The sequence below is a fragment of the Flavobacterium sp. AK-301 genome, assembly GCF_058310215.1.
Window position 1 is genome coordinate 30634 of sequence record NZ_JBZEES010000004.1, and the last position, 19103, is coordinate 49736.

At 33.6% G+C, this 19103-nt stretch carries 18 protein-coding genes; 13 read left to right on the forward strand and 5 right to left on the reverse strand.

All coding sequences use genetic code 11. The features are described 5' to 3' along the window. Positions 1-493 precede the first annotated feature (493 nt). Together AC4FQX_RS08075 and AC4FQX_RS08080 are read left to right on the forward strand one after the other, a co-directional pair. Positions 494-1873, forward strand: coding sequence for a DNA recombination protein RmuC (locus AC4FQX_RS08075; protein ID WP_491167179.1), 1380 nt, complete (start codon positions 494-496; stop codon positions 1871-1873). A 167-nt stretch (positions 1874-2040) separates the two neighbouring features. Beyond that, a complete protein-coding gene (locus tag AC4FQX_RS08080; RefSeq protein WP_491167180.1) occupies positions 2041-2589 on the forward strand; it encodes an acyl-CoA thioesterase in 549 nt (182 codons plus the stop codon). Between the two features lie 46 nt (positions 2590-2635). Here AC4FQX_RS08080 and carB read toward each other — a convergent pair whose 3' ends face one another. Together carB and rpmH are read right to left on the reverse strand one after the other, a co-directional pair. Next, positions 2636-5488 carry a carbamoyl-phosphate synthase large subunit gene (gene carB / locus AC4FQX_RS08085; RefSeq protein ID WP_491167181.1) on the reverse strand — a complete coding sequence of 951 codons (2853 nt, stop codon included), beginning with the start codon at positions 5486-5488 and terminating at the stop codon, positions 2636-2638. A gap of 159 nt (positions 5489-5647) precedes the next feature. Beyond that, positions 5648-5809: a 50S ribosomal protein L34 gene (gene rpmH / locus AC4FQX_RS08090; RefSeq protein ID WP_491167182.1), complete on the reverse strand. Its 162-nt coding sequence runs from the start codon at positions 5807-5809 to the stop codon at positions 5648-5650. A gap of 174 nt (positions 5810-5983) precedes the next feature. Here rpmH and AC4FQX_RS08095 point away from each other — a divergent pair, with 174 nt between their 5' ends. After that, positions 5984-6499 (forward strand): DUF2892 domain-containing protein, encoded by a 516-nt coding sequence (locus AC4FQX_RS08095; protein ID WP_491167183.1) that lies wholly within the window; start codon positions 5984-5986, stop codon positions 6497-6499. A 93-nt stretch (positions 6500-6592) separates the two neighbouring features. On the opposite strand, the gene AC4FQX_RS08100 is transcribed toward AC4FQX_RS08095, so the two are convergent. Together AC4FQX_RS08100 and AC4FQX_RS08105 are read right to left on the reverse strand one after the other, a co-directional pair. Beyond that, the gene (locus AC4FQX_RS08100) at positions 6593-7489 is read right to left on the reverse strand and encodes a lytic transglycosylase domain-containing protein (protein ID WP_491167184.1); all 897 of its coding nucleotides are present in this window, start codon (positions 7487-7489) and stop codon (positions 6593-6595) included. Between the two features lie 50 nt (positions 7490-7539). Beyond that, positions 7540-8199 (reverse strand): YqiA/YcfP family alpha/beta fold hydrolase, encoded by a 660-nt coding sequence (locus AC4FQX_RS08105; protein WP_491167185.1) that lies wholly within the window; start codon positions 8197-8199, stop codon positions 7540-7542. 442 nt (positions 8200-8641) lie between these two features. On the opposite strand from AC4FQX_RS08105, the gene AC4FQX_RS08110 reads away from it, so the two are divergent. Both AC4FQX_RS08110 and AC4FQX_RS08115 read left to right on the forward strand, forming a co-directional pair. Further along, entirely contained in the window at positions 8642-8926 is a 285-nt protein-coding gene (locus tag AC4FQX_RS08110; protein WP_491167186.1) for a GNAT family N-acetyltransferase, read from the forward strand. Positions 8927-8939: 13 nt separating this feature from the next. After that, entirely contained in the window at positions 8940-9656 is a 717-nt protein-coding gene (locus AC4FQX_RS08115; protein WP_491167187.1) for a 3-ketoacyl-ACP reductase, read from the forward strand. A 160-nt stretch (positions 9657-9816) separates the two neighbouring features. Here AC4FQX_RS08115 and mtaB read toward each other — a convergent pair whose 3' ends face one another. Further along, a complete protein-coding gene (gene mtaB / locus AC4FQX_RS08120; protein WP_491167188.1) occupies positions 9817-11151 on the reverse strand; it encodes a tRNA (N(6)-L-threonylcarbamoyladenosine(37)-C(2))-methylthiotransferase MtaB in 1335 nt (444 codons plus the stop codon). A gap of 158 nt (positions 11152-11309) precedes the next feature. On the opposite strand from mtaB, the gene AC4FQX_RS08125 reads away from it, so the two are divergent. The 8 genes from AC4FQX_RS08125 to AC4FQX_RS08160 all read left to right on the forward strand — a co-directional run bounded on the left by AC4FQX_RS08125 (position 11310) and on the right by AC4FQX_RS08160 (position 19080). Then, the gene (locus AC4FQX_RS08125) at positions 11310-12971 is read left to right on the forward strand and encodes an ABC transporter substrate-binding protein (protein ID WP_491167189.1); all 1662 of its coding nucleotides are present in this window, start codon (positions 11310-11312) and stop codon (positions 12969-12971) included. Between the two features lie 62 nt (positions 12972-13033). Then, on the forward strand, positions 13034-13474 hold the full coding sequence (locus AC4FQX_RS08130) for a PepSY-like domain-containing protein (protein ID WP_491167190.1): 441 nt from the start codon (positions 13034-13036) through the stop codon (positions 13472-13474). A gap of 148 nt (positions 13475-13622) precedes the next feature. Further along, positions 13623-14057: a PepSY-like domain-containing protein gene (locus AC4FQX_RS08135; protein ID WP_491167191.1), complete on the forward strand. Its 435-nt coding sequence runs from the start codon at positions 13623-13625 to the stop codon at positions 14055-14057. 167 nt (positions 14058-14224) lie between these two features. Beyond that, positions 14225-14896, forward strand: a complete 672-nt coding sequence (locus AC4FQX_RS08140) for a response regulator transcription factor (RefSeq protein ID WP_491167192.1) — start codon at positions 14225-14227, stop codon at positions 14894-14896. Between the two features lie 12 nt (positions 14897-14908). Further along, positions 14909-16174 (forward strand): sensor histidine kinase, encoded by a 1266-nt coding sequence (locus tag AC4FQX_RS08145; RefSeq protein WP_491167193.1) that lies wholly within the window; start codon positions 14909-14911, stop codon positions 16172-16174. A gap of 80 nt (positions 16175-16254) precedes the next feature. Beyond that, a complete protein-coding gene (locus tag AC4FQX_RS08150) occupies positions 16255-16695 on the forward strand; it encodes a PepSY-like domain-containing protein (protein ID WP_491167194.1) in 441 nt (146 codons plus the stop codon). Between the two features lie 120 nt (positions 16696-16815). Then, on the forward strand, positions 16816-17283 hold the full coding sequence (locus tag AC4FQX_RS08155) for a PepSY-like domain-containing protein (RefSeq protein ID WP_491167195.1): 468 nt from the start codon (positions 16816-16818) through the stop codon (positions 17281-17283). Positions 17284-17682: 399 nt separating this feature from the next. After that, positions 17683-19080 carry a DUF3472 domain-containing protein gene (locus AC4FQX_RS08160; protein WP_491167196.1) on the forward strand — a complete coding sequence of 466 codons (1398 nt, stop codon included), beginning with the start codon at positions 17683-17685 and terminating at the stop codon, positions 19078-19080. Positions 19081-19103 lie beyond the last annotated feature (23 nt).

Sequence of the window (19103 nt, forward strand, 5' to 3'; positions counted from 1 at the left end):
AATAAGGTTAAAACTACAACAAAAGAAAATTTCGTTTTTACGGTTTCCCTCAGTGGGTAATCTAATTATTTTATATACCTTTGTAAGGTGAAAATTTTATTCTAATCTTTAATCTTATCACAATAAGGCTATATGCCGTAGATGAAAATCTTGAGTCCTGCTTCGGTGGGACTTTTTTTATGCTCTTACAAGAAACAAAATAAAAACAACTTCTATATTATAATTTTTAAATATTTTTAAATAAAATAGTTTTAATTCACTAATTTACAACTAATATTTAATAGTTTTATGGAATTGGAGATTTAAGCGCAAAGGTTTACGCAAGGGACGCAAAGCTGTTTTGAATACTGCTACTGAAAACGGTTTACTGAATACTGATTTTCACATTATGACATTTGACCTTAGACTTTCTGACTAAATAGAACTAATCCAATTTTCAGCTATAAGTCGAAAACAATTTGTTATTTTTACTTTTTAAAAAAATAAAATCTCCATGACCGAAATTGTACCGATCGTTTTTGTTTTTATTCTTGCTCTGGCAATAGGTGTTTTTATTGGGAAACTCTTATTCTCTGCCCGTTTTAAATCTGAAAAGATCTCTCTGGAAGAAAAACTGATTAGTCTGAACACACAGTATGACAGCCTGAAAGAACAGGTTCTGAATGATAAAACCGCTTTTGAAAAACAGTTACAGATCGTTTCCGGTGAAAGGGAAGAAATCCGTCGTGAGAAAGATGCTTTTGCGTTACAGCTAACCAAAAAAGAGGTTGATTTTGATAATCTTCGGGAGCGCAATCAGGAGCAGAAACAGGAGGTGGAACAGCTACAGGAAAAATTCACTAAAGAATTTGAAAACCTTGCCAATAAAATATTGGAAGAAAAATCGAATAAATTCACGGAACAAAACCGCGAGAATATAAAAAATATCCTTTTGCCATTACAGGATAAAATCCAGCTATTTGAGAAAAAGGTGGAAGACACGCATAAGGAAAGTATCGATTATCACGCCGCTCTGCGTCAGCAGATTCTGGGCTTACGGGATATGAACGAACAAATGAGCAAAGAGACTATTAACCTGACCCGAGCTTTAAAAGGCGACAGTAAAATGCAGGGGAACTGGGGCGAACTGGTCTTAGAGCGTGTTCTGGAAAAATCAGGTCTGGAAAAAGGCAGGGAATATGAGGTACAACAAAGTCACGTAACGGAAGAAGGTAGCCGTGTATTACCGGATGTGGTAATTAATCTGCCGGACGGCAAAAAAATGATCGTTGATTCAAAAGTATCTTTATCAGCCTATGAAAAATATATTAATGAGGAGGATGAACAGCTGAAAAACACTTTTTTACGGGATCATGTCACTTCTATTAAACGTCATGTGGAACAGCTGGGAGAAAAAAACTACCATGATCTGTATGAAATGGAAAGTCCGGATTTTGTATTGCTGTTTATCCCAATGGAACCGGCTTTTGCACTGGCACTGAATATGGAACCGGCTTTATATAATAAGGCTTTTGAAAAGAATATCGTTATTGTTACGCCTTCTACTCTTCTGGCTACTTTACGTACTATTGACAGTATGTGGACGAATCAGAAACAACAACAGAATGCATATGAAATCGCCCGTCAGGCAGGTGCTCTGTATGATAAATTTGAAGGCTTTGTTTCGGATCTGGTAAAGATCGGTAAGAAGATGGAGGAGGCTAAAAGTGAATATGGTAATGCAATGAATAAACTCGTTGACGGAAAAGGAAATATCATTACCAGTATCGAAAAACTGAAAAAAATGGGGGCTAAGGCTAAAAAAGCACTTCCGGAAAATATACTGCAACGGGCAAACAGTAAAAATGATGAAATTGAAGAGGAAATTACGTGAAAATTAGTTTTCAGTTTTCAGTCTCAGTATTCAAAACAGCTTTGCGTCCCTTGCGTAAACCTTTGCGCTCTTAACGTAAATTTCCGGTTCTGCAAAAAACTTTAAACCTTAAACTTTAAACAAAATTTACAACTATCAACTAAACACCAACAACTGATAACTAAAAAATGGAAAAACGTTCTAAATCTATACATTCATCCCGCATTTCAATATCCCAGTTAATGCTTCCTTCTCACTCTAACTTTAGTGGAAAAATTCACGGAGGTTATATATTGTCTTTACTGGATCAGATCGCTTTTGCCTGTGCTTCTAAATACTCGGGGACTTACTGTGTAACGGCTTCAATTGATACGGTAGATTTCCTGAATCCTATTGAAATAGGGGAACTGGTTACTTTAAAAGCATCTGTTAACTATGTCGGAAACAGTTCTATGGTGGTGGGTATTCGTGTAATTGCAGAAAACATACAGACGGGGAAAACAAAACACTGTAATTCTTCTTATTTTACCATGGTTGCCAAAGATTCTGATGGAAATAATGTAATGGTTCCTAAACTGATCCTCTCCGACCTCAACGATGTAAGACGTTTTTATGCCAGTATCAAACGGATAAATCTCAAAAAAGAGAAAAGCCACCACGAAGAAACTTTTGATCATACTACTAAAGAGGCTATAAAAAATCTGGCTTCTTATAATGTGGAAATAGATTTTAAATAATAAAAAAAGGTTCCAACTAGTTGGAACCTTTTTTACAATCCTAAGCTTATTTACTCAGGTACATTTTTCTTCTGGAATATAATTCATAGAACTGATCGTCTTTTAGACTGTCAATAAACAAAATACTTTCTCCTGTACTCTTCATTTCGGGTCCTAATGCTTTATTTACATTGGGGAATTTATTAAAAGAGAAAACGGGTTGCTTAATCGCAAATCCTTTTAACTGAGGGTTAAATTTAAAATCGGTTACTTTATTATGACCCAGCATTACTTTTGTTGCATAATTCACATACGGTTCTCCATACGCTTTTGCAATAAAAGGAACGGTACGGGAAGCTCTTGGATTTGCTTCGATAATATAAACCAAATCATCCTTGATCGCAAACTGAATATTGATCAAACCAACGGTTTTAAGTGCTAAAGCAATTTTCTTAGTATGATCCTTGATCTGCTGCATTACAAATGCTCCAATATTGAATGGTGGTAAAGTAGCATTACTGTCCCCGGAATGTACTCCGCAAGGCTCAATATGCTCCATGATACCAATGATGTATACATTCTCTCCGTCACAGATAGCATCTGCTTCTGCCTCAATCGCTCCGTCAAGGTAATGATCTAGTAACAGTTTATTTCCCGGAATATTCTGTAATAAACTGATTACATGTTCTTCCAGTTCTTTTTTATTAATCACAATCTTCATTCCTTGCCCTCCCAACACATAGGAAGGTCTTACCAATAAAGGAAAATCCAGTTTATCAGCTAAGGCTGACGCCTGATCTGCTGTTTCTGCAATTCCGAATTTAGGGAATGGTATTTTCAATTCTGTCAGTAATTCTGAAAATCGTCCTCTGTCTTCTGCCAGATCCAGTGCTTCAAAACTGGTTCCAATAATCTTTACACCATGCTTAGACAGTTTTTCCGCCAGTTTAAGAGCCGTTTGCCCTCCTAGCTGCACAATTACACCTTCTGGTTTTTCGTGCTGAATAATGTCATAGATATGCTCCCAGAACACCGGTTCAAAATATAATTTGTCTGCTGTATCAAAATCAGTTGAAACGGTTTCCGGATTACAGTTAATCATAATTGTTTCATAACCACACTCTGCCGCAGCCATTACACCATGTACACAGGAATAATCAAATTCGATTCCCTGCCCGATTCGGTTAGGTCCTGAACCCAGAACAACTACTTTCTTTTTATCGGTAACAATACTTTCGTTATCGACATATCTTTCGCCATTTGGTTTTTCTATTTCAGCTTCAAACGTAGAGTAATAATAAGGTGTTTTCGCTTTAAACTCTGCGGCACAGGTATCTACCAGTTTATAAACACGTTTAATCTGAAACTCTTCACGTTTTTTATACACCTGACTTTCTAAACAGTTTAGCATATGAGCAATCTGTCTATCAACAAATCCTTTTTGTTTTGCTTCGAGTAACAGTTCTTTTGGTAAAGTCTCTATTGTAAAAGTAGATATTTCTTTATCTAGTATATAAAGTCCTTCATACTGTTTTAAGAACCACATATCAATCTTTGTAATCTCATGGATTCTGCTTAGCGGAATTCCTTTTGCAATCGCATCATAGATTACAAATACACGATCCCAGCTTGCGTTGGTCAGTTTATCAATGATCTGATCGTAGTTTGTATATCCTTTTCCATCTGCTCCCAGACCATTCCTTTTTATTTCTAAGGATTGTGTCGCCTTGTGTAAGGCTTCCTGAAAGGAACGCCCAATACCCATTACTTCACCTACGGACTTCATTTGTAAACCTAAGGTTCTATCTGAACCTTCGAATTTATCAAAGTTCCAACGTGGTATCTTCACAATCACATAATCCAGTGTTGGCTCAAATAAAGCAGAGGTCGATTTTGTAATCTGATTTTGTAATTCATCCAGATGGTATCCTAAAGCCAGTTTCGTAGCAATCTTAGCAATCGGATATCCGGTTGCTTTTGAAGCCAAAGCGGAAGAACGGGATACACGAGGATTAATCTCAATAGCAACTATATCTTCTTTTTCATCGGGACTTACTGCAAACTGAACGTTACATCCTCCTGCGAAATTACCGATACTACGCATCATTTTAATCGCCATATCACGCATTCTCTGGAAAGTTGTATCGGAAAGAGTCATTGCCGGTGCTACTGTAATGGAATCTCCTGTGTGAATCCCCATCGGATCCATATTTTCAATAGAACAAATAATCACTACATTATCATTCTTGTCTCTTAATAATTCTAATTCGTATTCTTTCCATCCCAGTAAAGCCTTATCAATTAATACTTCATGGATAGGAGAAGCTTCAAGACCACGTGTCAGTAAATCATCAAAATCTTCTTTATTATGTACAAAAGCTGCTCCTGTTCCTCCTAAGGTGAAGGAAGGACGAATTACTAACGGAAAACCAAATTCCTGTGCGATCTCTTTTCCTTTCAGGAAAGAAGTAGCCGTTTTTGCCGGTGCAGTAGGAATATCAATTCGTTCTAATAACTGTTTAAACTGTTCTCTGTCCTCAGTAATGTTGATTGCATTAATATCTACACCAATCAATTTTACATTAAAATCTTCCCAGATTCCTTTTTCATCTGCTTCCAGACACAGGTTCAGAGCGGTCTGCCCTCCCATTGTGGGTAAAACAGCATCAATATTAGGATGTGCTGTTAAAATTTCAATGATCGATTTAGTAGTAAGTGGTTTTAAATACACATGGTCCGCCATTGTAGGATCTGTCATAATCGTAGCAGGATTCGAGTTGATAAGCACAACTTCTATTCCTTCTTCACGAAGTGAACGTGCCGACTGAGACCCGGCATAATCAAATTCACAAGCTTGTCCGATAACAATTGGTCCGGAACCAATAATTAAAACCGATTTTATAGAATTATCTTTTGGCATTATATATTTGTTTGTTTTTAATTTTAAAGTTTATAAAAAAATTAAAGTCACTGAACATCAATCCTAAACTTAATGTAAAAGAACCTTTCGTAACCAGATATAAAAAAAGGCGTTACTAAAATAAGTAACACCTTTTATTTATGCTTAAAAACAAGAACATTATTTTTTATGTCTTGGTTCACAAGAAACAGTTAATTTGTGTCTTCCTTTAGCTCTTCTACGAGCAAGCACCTTTCTGCCGCTAGCGGAAGCCATTCTATCCATGAAACCATGCTTATTTCTTCTTTTTCTCTTTGATGGTTGAAACGTTCTTTTGCTCATTGCTTTTTATCTTTAGAATCTTGAATTTAAATATCTCTTTTGTGGGGTATTAAAATTTTATTCGTTTTAAAACCGAGTGCAAATATACAAAGAGTTTTTTCTCTCACAAATGGTTTTATAAAAATATTTATATTTGATTTTACTATCTTTGCAAATTAACATAAAAAACGAACTATGTTTCATAGGAATATTAAACTGATTATTGCTGCACTGATTATTGCTGCGGGCATTTGGCAATTTACAGAAAGTAACATTGGGAACGGAATTTTCTTATTACTTCTATCCACCATATTTATCTTTCTTTACTTCAAGAATGAATTCATTCTTCTTGCTTTCTTACAATTAAGAAAACAAAATTTTCCGGGAGCTCAGAAATGGCTAAACAAAATCAAACATCCGGAAACGGCTTTAGTAAAGAAACAACAGGGTTATTTTAATTACTTGCACGGTCTTATGGTTTCACAAACGAACCTTACTCAGGCAGAAAAATATTTTAAAAAAGCAATAGAACTGGGTCTGAATATGGATCAGGATCTGGCTTTAGCTAAATTAAATCTGGCAGGTATTGCAATGACTAAAAGAAGAAAAATGGAAGCAACTACCCTGCTTAATGAAGCTAAAAAACTGGATAAACAAAACATGCTAAAAGAACAGATTCAACAGATGAAACAACAAATGAAGAAAATATAAGAAAGCAAAGTCGAAAGTTTAAAGGTCTTAAAGTTGGTATACAATTAAGGCTTTCGACTTTAAGACCTTTAAACTTTCGACTATAATTAATAATTAATATCCAGCAACAGGAATATCAAGAACATATTTCTTATTCTTAGTATTAGTCAATTTCGTATCTCTTAACCAGGGATTGTGTATTTTCAATACTTTATAATTGATTCCCTGTGCAATAGCAAAATCTGCCCAGTTTGTTACAGTTGTATCTACTTCTATTTGTTTTATAGGAGGATTAGTGTATAATTCTTCTTTTGTCGTCAGATTATATCCGTAAGCTTCCGGATTACTCATAACTTCTTTAACCGCAATAATTCTGAAAACATATCTGGAGGTCTCATCTGTTAAAAGGAGATCGTAATAATCATTCACTTTCTGAATACTTATTTGTTTTGTAACACCAGCCATACCACCATTATAAGCCGCTGCTGCCAGAGTCCATGTTCCCAGTTTGTTTTTAGCTGCTAATAGATATTTACAGGCTGCCTCAGTAGATTTCTCTAAATGATATCTTTCATCTACTTCATTTGTAACCTCCATACCTTGTTCTTTAGCTGTAGCCGGCATAAACTGCCATATACCACGAGCTCCGGCAGGAGAAATCACATTTACCAGTCCGCTTTCTATGACTGCTAAATATTTAAAATCATCAGGAACACCATATTTTTGCAATATCGGTTCCATAATAGGAAAAACCTTATTCGCTCTTTTAAGAATTAAATAAGTATTGGAATGCCAGTTTGCATTCACTAATAATTCTCTGTCAAATCGTTCTTTAACATCTGAAATATGTAAAGGCGTTTTCTCTCCTGCAAAATTTACATCCTGAGGAAGGTAGCTCCCTTTTTCATTTCTCATCTGTCCTTTAAGATGCTCTCCTGATGTAGCATGCATTAAAAAACCACTAATAGCCACTACTACGACTACTGCCCCTACGTTCTTTATCCAGTTCATATTTATTTTTTACTTGTAAAGTTACAAAAACCAAACCAAACTTTTTTTCATCAGTCTTTCAAAATTATTTCAGGCAGATGCTCATTAAACCATTTATACCTGATAACGATCATAATATGCGTACCTTTTTTCACATGAATATAATTTTTTATATTCTTTGTGGAAAAGATCTCATCTCTGTCTCCCTGAATATGAATCACTTTTTTATCCGGAACGCTCCTGTCCCACATAACGATCTGTTCTATTGCCCAGTTCAGATATTTCGGATCGGTAACGGATAAATATTTTCTGAATAGCTTTAAACGATTTTTTGATTTATTTCTGAAAAACAGTTTTGACAACTCCTCTATTCGTATCAGAAAGGTAGGAACAAGTTTATATATTCTTATTTTCCTAGCCAGTTTTATTCTTAGGGGAAACTCAAGATTCGATTTCACACTTGAAATAATAATTACTTTTCTTACCTTAATGAGCTCTGCAATTTCCTGAACCAGAATCCCTCCAAATGAAACGCCTATCAGTACAGGATTTTCATGTTTTATATTTTTGATCATTCGCTCTGCATACTCTTTCAAAGTCTCTTTCTCTAATGGAATCATCCATTCTAACATGAAAACATCAAAGGAATCTGACGGCAATTCTATTTTTTCAAAAATTAAAGAGTTTGCTGCCATACCAGGCATAAAATAAACCGGAATTTTACTCATCATTACTATAAATTAAAAAAACAATCCATTTTTCACACCATATTCTCCGGCAAATAACCGCCTGTTTTTATTTCTGTTCAAAGATTATAGAATAATTCCCTGATCTGCAATCCCTGAATTAACCGGGTAATCTCTACAAGATATTATTTTTATTTTAAAAATAAAAACATTCTGGTAATACGCATAAGATATATCGAAAAAATATTTGATATTGATTTGAAAACCAGTATCTTTGCTGAGTCTAACCCTAAGGACATTAAAAACGCAGAAATAAATTCTTACTAATCCCAAAAGAACTTACAAAGCACGTAATTATTTCTGTATACAATCAAAAAATTAGGTTCTAAAGCCTGAAATTATTTTTTAATTGTCAACAATGTATTAAACTATTATAGCTTAATAATTAAGCTGTAACATAATATTTAATTCTAATAAAGCACAAATTATGGAAATTAAAGACAATGAATTCTCTAGACAATTTGAAACCTTAGCAGACGGACAGTTAGTTACTGTAGAATATTCTTTTCAGGAAAGAAAAATATTTCTGACTAGAATAAATTTACCTGATAACTTTAATGATGAAGAATTCCTGAATAATTTCCTAAAAAAGATCTTAGAAATCAGCGAAGAAAGAAAACTGAAAGTAGTCCCTATTAATCCAAGGATCGCTTCTTTTTTTAGAAAAAATCCTATTTACAAAGAATTACTCCCTCCGGGAATCAGAATTTAAATAATTATAATAAATGGAAATCTTAAAAGGTAAAAATGCCATCATTACCGGTGCCGGAAAAGGTATTGGTAAAGCAGTGGCAATTGCACTGGCAAAAGAAGGTGTAAATGTAATTTTATTAGCCCGCACAAAAACGGATCTGGATCATGTTGCTTCTGAAGTAAATGCTCTTGGTGTCAAATCATTAGTTTTAACAGCAGATATTTCGGATATCAATTCTGTAAATACAGTTATGGAACAGGCAATCTCCGAATTTAAATCTATTGACATCCTGATTAATAATGCAGGAATCGCTTCTTTTGGAAAATTCATGGAACTGGAACCAAAAGAATGGGAACGTATTATTCAGGTAAACTTAATGGGAGTATATTATACTACCCGTGCCGTTTTACCTAATATGATCGAAAGACAAACCGGAGACATCATTAATATTTCATCTACAGCCGGTCAGAGAGGAGCAGCGCTTACAAGCGCTTACAGTGCTTCAAAGTTTGCCGTCTTAGGATTAACCGAATCTCTGATGCAGGAAGTACGCAAACACAATATCCGTGTTACCGCCTTAACCCCAAGTACTGTTGCAACAGATATGTCAAAAGAATTAAAACTTACTGACGGAAATCCTAATAAAGTAATGCAGTCCGAAGATGTCGCAGAATTAATTATTGCTCAACTGAAATTAAACAGAAGAGTTTTTATAAAAGAAAGTGGAATCTGGTCGACTAACCCTTAAATATTTAGTCAAAGGTCTTAATGTCTTAACGTGAAATCAGTTTACAGTCTCAGTATTCAAAAGAACTTAGCGCAATTATTTTGCGAGCCTTGCCTTGCGTAAATCTTTGCGCCCTTAGCGGTTAAATCTATGATTCTGCAAACTTTAAACTTTTAAACCTTTACACTAGACTACTCTCGTTTATAAACTCCATTCTTACTGTTCCGTCCTCATCAATCTTTGTTAAATGAACGGCATGCAATGTATTTACCAATTCAGGATTCCAAGGTGTTTTTACTTTTACATAATTCTCCGTAAAACCATGGATGTACCCTTCTTTATTTTCGCTTTCAAATAAAACAGTTCTGTCCGTACCTAACTGACTTTCATAAAACGCACGGCGTTTCTTTACTGACAACCCTCTGAGCATTTTACTACGTTTACTGCGTACATTCATCGGCACAACGCCTTCCATATCCACTGCTGCTGTATTATCTCTTTCTGAATATGTAAATACATGTAAATAAGAAATATCCATTTCATTCAGGAAATTATAGGTCTCTAAGAAATGTTCGTCTGTTTCTCCCGGAAACCCAACAATCACATCTACACCAATACAGGCATGTGGCAATACTTCACGAATCTTAGTTACACGATCTGTATATACTTCTCTCAGATAACGACGGCGCATTGCTTTCAAAATAGTATTACTTCCGGATTGTAACGGAATATGAAAATGCGGTACAAATGTTTTACTTTTTGAAACAAATTCTATAGTTTCATTTTTTAATAAATTTGGCTCAATGGAAGAAATACGCAGTCGTTCTATTCCTTCTACCTTATCTAAAGCTTGTACCAACTCATAAAAAGTATGTTCGTGTTTTTTATTTCCAAACTCCCCTTTTCCGTAATCTCCGATATTAACTCCTGTCAGAACAATTTCTTTGATGTTCTGCTGAGAAATTTCTTTTGCATTCTGTAAGACATTTTCTAAAGTATCACTTCTTGAAATACCTCTCGCCAACGGAATGGTACAATATGTACATTTGTAATCACAACCATCTTGTACTTTCAGAAAAGCTCGGGTTCTGTCGCCTATGGAATAACTTCCTACATAGAAATCCGCTTCGGATATCTCACAGGAATGTACTTCTCCAAAATCGTTTTTGGACAAATCATTAATATAATCTGTTATCTTGAATTTTTCTGTAGCTCCCAGAACTAAATCAACACCATCTACTGCTGCTAATTCTTCCGGTTTTAACTGAGCATAACATCCTACTGCTGCTACAAATGCTTTATCATTATTCTTAAGTGCTTTTTTTACAACCTGTTTGAACTGCTTATCCGCATTATCTGTTACTGAACAGGTGTTAATTACATAAATATCTGCAACATCCTCAAAATCCACACGATCAAAACCTTCATCCTGAAAACTGCGTGAAATAGTGGATGTTTCTGAAAAATTCAGTTTACATCCCAAAGTATAAAAAGCAACTTTTTTTCTGTTCTCCATAACTTAAATTCTCTTATTTAAAACGGTAGATTTTTCTTTACAAATCCTTTCCTGTTACTCTTCTCAACAGAAACAAAACTTTATCCTTTTACATTCGGATTTTAGTATATTTACATCTCAGAAAAGAGTCTGCAAATTTACATACAAAATTCGGTTTGATGAAATTATTAATTCGTTACATATCAATTATTTGCATTACATTCCTAACCTGTTCCTGTAAAAAAGACTTCAGAGAAAATCAGGATCATTTGGTTTTCAGATATAATGAAAGTGCTAATATAACTTCATTAGATCCTGCATTTGCCAAAACACAATCTAATATCTGGGCTTGTAATCAGATCTTTAACGGATTGGTTCAACTAGACGACAGTTTACATATCCAACCGGATCTTGCCAGCTCATGGACTATTTCTGAAGACGGAAAAACCTATACTTTTCAAATAAGAAAAAACATTTATTTCCATAAAAATAAAGTTTTTAACCGACAAAAACCAGTCAGCGCTCAGGACTTCGAATACAGTTTTAACCGACTCCTTGATGTTACTGTTGCCTCACCCGGGAGATGGATATTACAGAATGTAACCCGTTTTAAAGCTGTTAATGATAGTATTTTTCAGATACAGCTAACAAAACCGCTCCCTGCCTTTCTGGGTTTATTATCCATGAAATATGCTTCTGTTGTACCTAAAGAAGCTTTTGAGAATAAAGGGTATGATTTCCGTTCTAACCCCATTGGTACCGGCCCTTTTCAGTTTAAATTATGGAAAGAAAATGTAAAACTGGTACTTCGAAAAAATCCTGATTATTTTGAAAAAGACGAAAAAGGAAATCAACTCCCCTACTTAGAAGCAGTTGCCATTACTTTTTTACCAGATAAACAAAGTGGTTTCCTTGAGTTTATTCAGGGAAAAATTGATTTTGTTTCCGGTCTTGATCCATCTTATAAGGATGAAATCTTAACCCAGAAAGGAGAGCTGAGAGAGAAATATCGTAACGAAGTTACCATGATCTCTGGTCCTTACCTCAACACGGAATATCTGGGATTCAGAATGGACAGTAAGGATAAAGCAGTTCTGGACAAACGGATTCGCCAGGCAATGAATTATGGTATTGACCGACAAAAAATGGTTATGTATTTACGGAATAATATGGGAACACCGGCTGTAAACGGAATTATCCCTCCGGGTCTGCCCGGTTTCAACAACCTGAAAGGTTATGATTATAACCCTGAAAAAGCAAAAAAACTGATTGCTGAATATAAGAAGACAACAGGTGATATGAATCCAAAAATCATACTAAGTACTATTGGTGCTTATATTGATTTTGGAGAATATCTGCAACGGGAATGGGAAAAAACAGGACTTCAGGTACAAATAGATATTAATCCTCCTGCTACTCTAATTCAATCTATTGCTACAGGAAAATCTTCGTTTTTCAGAGCAAGCTGGATCGCTGATTATCCTGATGCGGAAAACTACTTATCGTTATTTTACAGTAAAAACTTTACGCCTAACGGACCTAATTATACCCACTTTAAAAATACTGAATTTGATAGATTATATGAACAGTCTTTTCAGGAAACTAATACCGAAAAAAGATACACTCTATATCAAAAAATGGATGCTTTAGTGATTGAGGAAGCGCCCATAATTCCACTTTTTTATGATCGTGTAGCTCGTTTTTCAAGAAAAAACATTGAAGGTTTAGGAATTAACCCTTTAAATTTACTAACGCTAAAAAGAGTAAAAAAAAGAGTTGCCATTTCAGATAATCTGAAGCAACAACGCACTTACTTGCTAAATAATAAAATAAAATCTTAATAATCGTTATTAATACCAAAACATTAACTACCTTCCACAGATAAACTATAAAACCAAAATCTATGAATGCTTTTCTAAAAAACACTCTTGCCTTACTATTGTTTGTAACAACTGCTATTACAGCAAATGCTCAGAAACAAACGATAAAGGAATCAGAATTGCCAAAAGAAGCTACTACTTTCCTAATGAAACATTTTAAAGACAAAGTGATTCACCATGCTGCTAAAAATGCAGAAGACATAAAAATAGAGTATGAAGTACTACTAGCAGATGATACTGAAGTAGAATTTACGGAAAAAGGGAAATGGAAAGAAGTAGACGGAAAGAAGCAAACAATCCCTACTACTTTTATTCCTAAACCGATCTCAAAGTATGTAAAAACACATTACCCTAAAGAAGCAATCGTCAAAATTAGTGAAGGACATCATAATATTGATGTTAAACTTACGAATCAAATCAAACTTGAATTTGACATGAACGGTAAATTTGTGAAAATAGATTAAATAAACAACCCGTAAACAAAAACTCCGCGTAAAATTTCATTTTACACGGAGTTTTTTAAATCATAAAAATTTCTAGTTTTTATTTCATTCCTAATTCTTTCCTAATTCATGTTGTACTATTGTATCAAATTTAAAAATAAAAATAGATATGAAAACATTAAACTTATTAGGAACATTATTATTTATACTTTTCACAGTACAAATAAACGCACAGGATATTACAATCACTACGACAGAACTTCCTGCACCTGCACAGACTTTTTTAAAGACCCATTTTAGTAACGCTACTGTTCTTCATGCTATAAAAGATGTAGGAAACAGAAAAACAGATTATGAAGTAAGATTATCAAACGGTACTGAAGTAGAATTTACAGAAAAAGGAGAATGGAAAGAAGTAGACGGAAAAAGAGGAATAATTCCTACCACCTTTATTCCTAAATCAATTCTGGATTATGTAAAAACAAATTATCCAAACGAATCTATCACTAAAATAGATAAAGGACATTATGATATTGATATTGATCTTACTAATGGTCTGGAATTAGAATTCGATCTGAACGGTAAATTTAGAAGAATTGATTAATCACAACATTTTATAAATCCAAAACCTCATTCTGAATAATACTTCGGAATGAGGTTTTCTCTTTAATAAGAAACAGAATTTTCGGTTTATCCTCTATTCTTTTCAAAAAGCATTATTATCTTAGCCTAATTTTTATAACTTGATTTGCATTTATATTTTAATCCAACATGAAAATATTAATTATTGAAGATGAACCGGGACTGCAGCAGGTAATGCAGAAATCATTAGAGAAAGAAAAACACATTATTGAAATAGCTTCTGATTTTTTTTCCGGTTTGGATAAAATCGTAGCTTTTGAATATGACTGTATATTAATTGATATTATGCTACCCGACGGTAACGGATTAGATCTTCTGGAAGAAATTAAAAAATTAAAAAAGAAAGCCGCCTTAATTATTATCTCTGCTAAAGATTCTGTTGATGATAAAGTAAAAGGTCTGGATCTCGGTGCTGATGACTATTTGGTAAAACCTTTTCATTTAGCTGAGTTACATGCCAGAATAAAATCAGCTATCCGAAGAAAAAATCATGATGGTGATACTCTGATTACCTGGAACAATCTGGTTCTCTCTCCGGAACAAAGAACAGTAACGGTAAACGAAGAACCTCTTGTTCTAAACAGAAAGGAATTTGACCTGCTTTATTATTTTATTATTAACCCTAATCGTCTTATTAATAAAACTGCCTTGGCAGAATATGTCTGGGGAGATTACACAGATCAATCCGATAATCTTGATTTCGTTTATTCTCAGATTAAAAATTTACGAAAAAAACTGAAAGATACGGAAGCAGAAATTGATATTCAGGCAGTTTACGGAATTGGTTATAAAATGACCTAAAAAAATAAAAGAATGAAATTACAAAATTACATACTCCGTTACCTCGTCGTCTCATTACTTGTCGTAATTGCAGTATGGGCAAGTATATTTTATCTTTTTATCCTGGATGAAGTATCTGATAATATTGATGACGGTCTGAAAAACTCCAAAATTCTAATTATTCGCGAAGCATACAGCAATCCTGAAATACTAAAAACTACTGATTATGGCATTAATCAGTTTAAAATAACCCCCTTACCTAAAGGGGAATATTCTAATAAAAACCAGTTCATAAGTACTACTGAATTTATGGAATATGATGATGATTATGAACCTATCCGGTTACTTAAAACTGTATTCAATGATGCTAAAGGAAACTCCTACCTACTCGAAATAAAAGCTTCAACTGTTGAAGAAGACGATCTGTTACTAGACTTACTAATTGCCCTTATTGCACTATATCTTATGTTAGTGGTAAGTGTTGTTATAATCAATCACCAGATCTTAAAACGTGTATGGAGACCTTTTCATAAATTATTATCAAAATTACAGGAATTCAAATTAGGGACTGGAAAATTTAAAGCTCCTGAAACCCCTTTCAAGGAATTTCAAGTGCTGGGAACAGAAATAGAAAAAATGCTGGCACGAAATGAAGCTACGTATACCAGCCAGAAACAGTTTCTCGAAAATGCAGCTCATGAATTACAGACTCCTCTTGCTATTACAATCAATAAACTTGAATTGTTTGCAGAACACAATACTATTACAGAGGAACAAATGTCTGAAATAAGTAGTATAACAGATACATTAACCCGATTAGTACGCTTAAATAAATCACTGCTTGTACTTTCTAAAATAGAAAATCAACAATTTACGGATGAAGAAGCGGTGAATTTCAACACCTTAACAGAACAAATTGTTGAAGATTTCTCTGATCTGGCAGATTATAAAAATGTAGATATTCAGGTTATTTCTAAAGGCAAACTTGTTGCAACCATGAACAAAGGACTGGCAATTACCTTAGTTAATAATCTTCTGAAAAATGCAATTACACACAATCATCCTAATGGTATTATTGAAATCACAATAACCGAAAAAAGCTTCTCCATTAAAAACAGTAGTTTCACTAATCCACTAAACTCTGAATATATTTTTAATCGTTTTTATAGACACACCACTCATGAACAGTCAACCGGGTTAGGATTAGCGATTGTAAAATCAATTATTTCAAATTACCCTAATATGAATATTGAGTATACCTTTAAGGAAGGACATATTTTCACTGTTTATTTTGTGTAATTTTTTTGATCTCATTCGTTTTTCCTAATTCTTTCCTAATTCAGGATGTAATATTGTATTGAATTTAAAACGGAAATACAATGAAGACATCAAAACTATTAAGCACTTTATTATTTTTATTATTTGTTGTAGTACAGACAAATGCACAGGAAACAACAATTAATGCAACTGAACTTCCTGCAAAGGCACAGTCTTTTTTAAAAACACATTTTGCTAAAGAAACAACAAGTTATATATTAAAAGACTCTGATACTTTTTCTACAGATTATACGGTGAAATTAACAAACGGAACTAAAATTGAATTTGATAATAAAGGAAACTGGGATGAAGTAAAAGGGAAAAAAAATCCACTGCCGGAAACCTTTATTCCTGCCAGTATTGTAAAATATGTAAAGGAAAAATTTCCTAATAATACGATTACCGAAATTGATAAGAATTACTGGAATTATGAAGTAAAAATATCCAATGGTCTGGAACTTAAATTTAATTCTAAAGGGAAGTTTTTAAAAATCGATGATTAATCAAAATTACAGTAATACAAGAACTCTGAAAAACAAAAATCTGTTCTGTAGCCTTTTATTCCTCTTTACAGATCTGTATACAAATAAAAATAATTAATAAACATTAAATACCTATTTACAATGAAAAAAGCAATTTTTACAAGCCTGTTAGCCTTAGTACTATCAATATCTTTTGTTTCCTGCAGTAGCAGTGATGACGACAATAATACAAAACAAAGTATCGCTTATTCTACTTTACCGGAAACTGCAAAAACTTTTATAGAATTACATTTTCCACAAGTAACAGCAACTTTAGTACAACAAAATTCTGTTCCTGATCTTGACGGTTCTATCTATGATGTTTATCTCTCAAATGGATTTGAAATAGATTTTACTGCAGATGGGAACTGGACTGATGTAGATGGAAAACTACAGGCTGTACCAACGGCTATTATACCTGCTCTTATTAATGAGTATGTTACAACTACTTATCCTAATCTGTTTGTAACTTCTATTGAAATCGAAGCCTTTGGTTATGATATAGAACTTTCAAGTGGTCTGGATCTTCTTTTTGATCAACAAGGAAACTTTATCCGAATTGATCATTAATACATCAACTGTTATAAAACAAAAATCCCGTAATTTAGATTACGGGATTTTTTGTTTACAGGAACAATTATCTATAGTGAACGTACCTCAGCTTATAAACAAATAATGTCAGTTAGGATCAATATCTGAAGTACACTACAAATATGATGTTCATAAAACAGGGAAAACTATATATTCTTAATTATCCAGATGCTTATTTCTCAATAGCTAAAACCCCTTCTACAAATTTATAAGCACATAAAAATATATCCGATAAATAGAAATAAACATCTATTCGGGGACTTTAACCCAAAATCATAAAGAAATCATAATAAAAGAGAAATAGAGCCGTTAAAGCATAGTCTAACCAAGTTAGAAAAATAACCCTTGTAATAAAAACAATCTAAACACAAATTACAAATGAAAAAAATGTTCTTTACAAATCTGTTAGTAGCAGGATCATTAATTTTATTAACCTCCTGCAGTGCTACGGATAATAATCTTGATGTCAATACTGATAGTAGTACTAATACTGGTACTAATAATAATACTGAAACTAACACCGAAACTGAAACTGATATTCCATCAGTTGCTCAGTTCTCTTTCCCTCTTGGCGGAAATACTTATAGTTCTGCTCCTATTAGCGGAAATAAAACAGTTACAAGCAACGGAATAGAACAATGGACCAATCCGACAGATTCTTTTACTGCCTATTTTAGAATTTCTAAACCAGGTGTTTTTTCTATTTCAATAGATACTGATTCCTATACAGCTTTTGGAAAATCAACTCTGGAATTCACTATTAATAATGAATCCAAAATGGTTGAATTTGATGAAACAAAAAAGACACCTGTTAAAATAGGAAACTGGAACATTAAACAAACAGGCTATGTTGCTCTGAAAATAAAAGGAATCAATAAGAGTGCAAACAATTTCCCTTCTATTTCAAGACTAGCCATTAACAGTTCCATTTCAATAAATGAAATAACTTTTGTTAAAAATAATGAAAGTAACAATTTTTACTGGGGAAGACGCGGACCGTCCGTACACTTAAATTATGTAATTCCTGCAAATGCAAAAGCGGAATGGTATTATAATGAAATTACAGTTCCGGCAGGTCAGGACGCTATAGGTTCTTATTACATGGCAACTGGTTTTGCTGAAGGCTATTTTGGAATACAGGTTAATTCCGATAAAGAACGTAGAGTATTATTCTCTGTCTGGAGTCCTTATGACACAAATGACCCTATCAGTATTCCTGAATCTCAAAAAATAAAACTTATTAAAAAAGGAGAAGGTGTAGTAACCGGAGAATTTGGTAATGAAGGTTCCGGAGGACAAAGTTACCTTAAATACAACTGGATAACAGGAAATACCTATAAATTCCTACTTCGCGGAGTTCCTCAAGGCGATAATACAACAACTTTTACTGCTTACTTTTTTGCCCCTGAATTAAATAAATGGCAACTGATTGCCAGTTTTAATCGTCCTGAAACAAATAATTATTTAAAACATTTCCATTCTTTTTTAGAGAATTTTAAAACAGAACAAGGAGATAAATCACGCGAAGTATTGTTCAGTAACCAATGGTACCGTGATAACAAAGGAAACTGGGAAGAAGTAAATTGTGCAACATTCACAACAGATAATATCGGTACTATAGGATACCGTATGGATTATGCCGGAGGTCTAAATAAAAACACTTCTTTTTATTTAAAGAACGGAGGCTTTTTTAGTAATCCAACTACTCCTAAAACTAAATTTACAAGACCATTCTTCAATAAGAAACCTAATATTGATTTTAATAATCTACCATAAATAAAGAGCCAGGGGATAACTCT

What these genes read in the sequence shown, in the direction of transcription:
- AC4FQX_RS08075 (WP_491167179.1), top strand. Translation starts at nt 494, where the DNA reads ATGACCGAAATTGTACCGATCGTTTTTGTTTTTATTCTTGCTCTGGCA.
- AC4FQX_RS08080 (WP_491167180.1), top strand. Translation starts at nt 2,041, where the DNA reads ATGGAAAAACGTTCTAAATCTATACATTCATCCCGCATTTCAATATCC.
- carB (WP_491167181.1), bottom strand. Translation starts at nt 5,488, where the DNA reads ATGCCAAAAGATAATTCTATAAAATCGGTTTTAATTATTGGTTCCGGA.
- rpmH (WP_491167182.1), bottom strand. Translation starts at nt 5,809, where the DNA reads ATGAGCAAAAGAACGTTTCAACCATCAAAGAGAAAAAGAAGAAATAAG.
- AC4FQX_RS08095 (WP_491167183.1), top strand. Translation starts at nt 5,984, where the DNA reads ATGTTTCATAGGAATATTAAACTGATTATTGCTGCACTGATTATTGCT.
- AC4FQX_RS08100 (WP_491167184.1), bottom strand. Translation starts at nt 7,489, where the DNA reads ATGAACTGGATAAAGAACGTAGGGGCAGTAGTCGTAGTAGTGGCTATT.
- AC4FQX_RS08105 (WP_491167185.1), bottom strand. Translation starts at nt 8,199, where the DNA reads ATGATGAGTAAAATTCCGGTTTATTTTATGCCTGGTATGGCAGCAAAC.
- AC4FQX_RS08110 (WP_491167186.1), top strand. Translation starts at nt 8,642, where the DNA reads ATGGAAATTAAAGACAATGAATTCTCTAGACAATTTGAAACCTTAGCA.
- AC4FQX_RS08115 (WP_491167187.1), top strand. Translation starts at nt 8,940, where the DNA reads ATGGAAATCTTAAAAGGTAAAAATGCCATCATTACCGGTGCCGGAAAA.
- mtaB (WP_491167188.1), bottom strand. Translation starts at nt 11,151, where the DNA reads ATGGAGAACAGAAAAAAAGTTGCTTTTTATACTTTGGGATGTAAACTG.
- AC4FQX_RS08125 (WP_491167189.1), top strand. Translation starts at nt 11,310, where the DNA reads ATGAAATTATTAATTCGTTACATATCAATTATTTGCATTACATTCCTA.
- AC4FQX_RS08130 (WP_491167190.1), top strand. Translation starts at nt 13,034, where the DNA reads ATGAATGCTTTTCTAAAAAACACTCTTGCCTTACTATTGTTTGTAACA.
- AC4FQX_RS08135 (WP_491167191.1), top strand. Translation starts at nt 13,623, where the DNA reads ATGAAAACATTAAACTTATTAGGAACATTATTATTTATACTTTTCACA.
- AC4FQX_RS08140 (WP_491167192.1), top strand. Translation starts at nt 14,225, where the DNA reads ATGAAAATATTAATTATTGAAGATGAACCGGGACTGCAGCAGGTAATG.
- AC4FQX_RS08145 (WP_491167193.1), top strand. Translation starts at nt 14,909, where the DNA reads ATGAAATTACAAAATTACATACTCCGTTACCTCGTCGTCTCATTACTT.
- AC4FQX_RS08150 (WP_491167194.1), top strand. Translation starts at nt 16,255, where the DNA reads ATGAAGACATCAAAACTATTAAGCACTTTATTATTTTTATTATTTGTT.
- AC4FQX_RS08155 (WP_491167195.1), top strand. Translation starts at nt 16,816, where the DNA reads ATGAAAAAAGCAATTTTTACAAGCCTGTTAGCCTTAGTACTATCAATA.
- AC4FQX_RS08160 (WP_491167196.1), top strand. Translation starts at nt 17,683, where the DNA reads ATGAAAAAAATGTTCTTTACAAATCTGTTAGTAGCAGGATCATTAATT.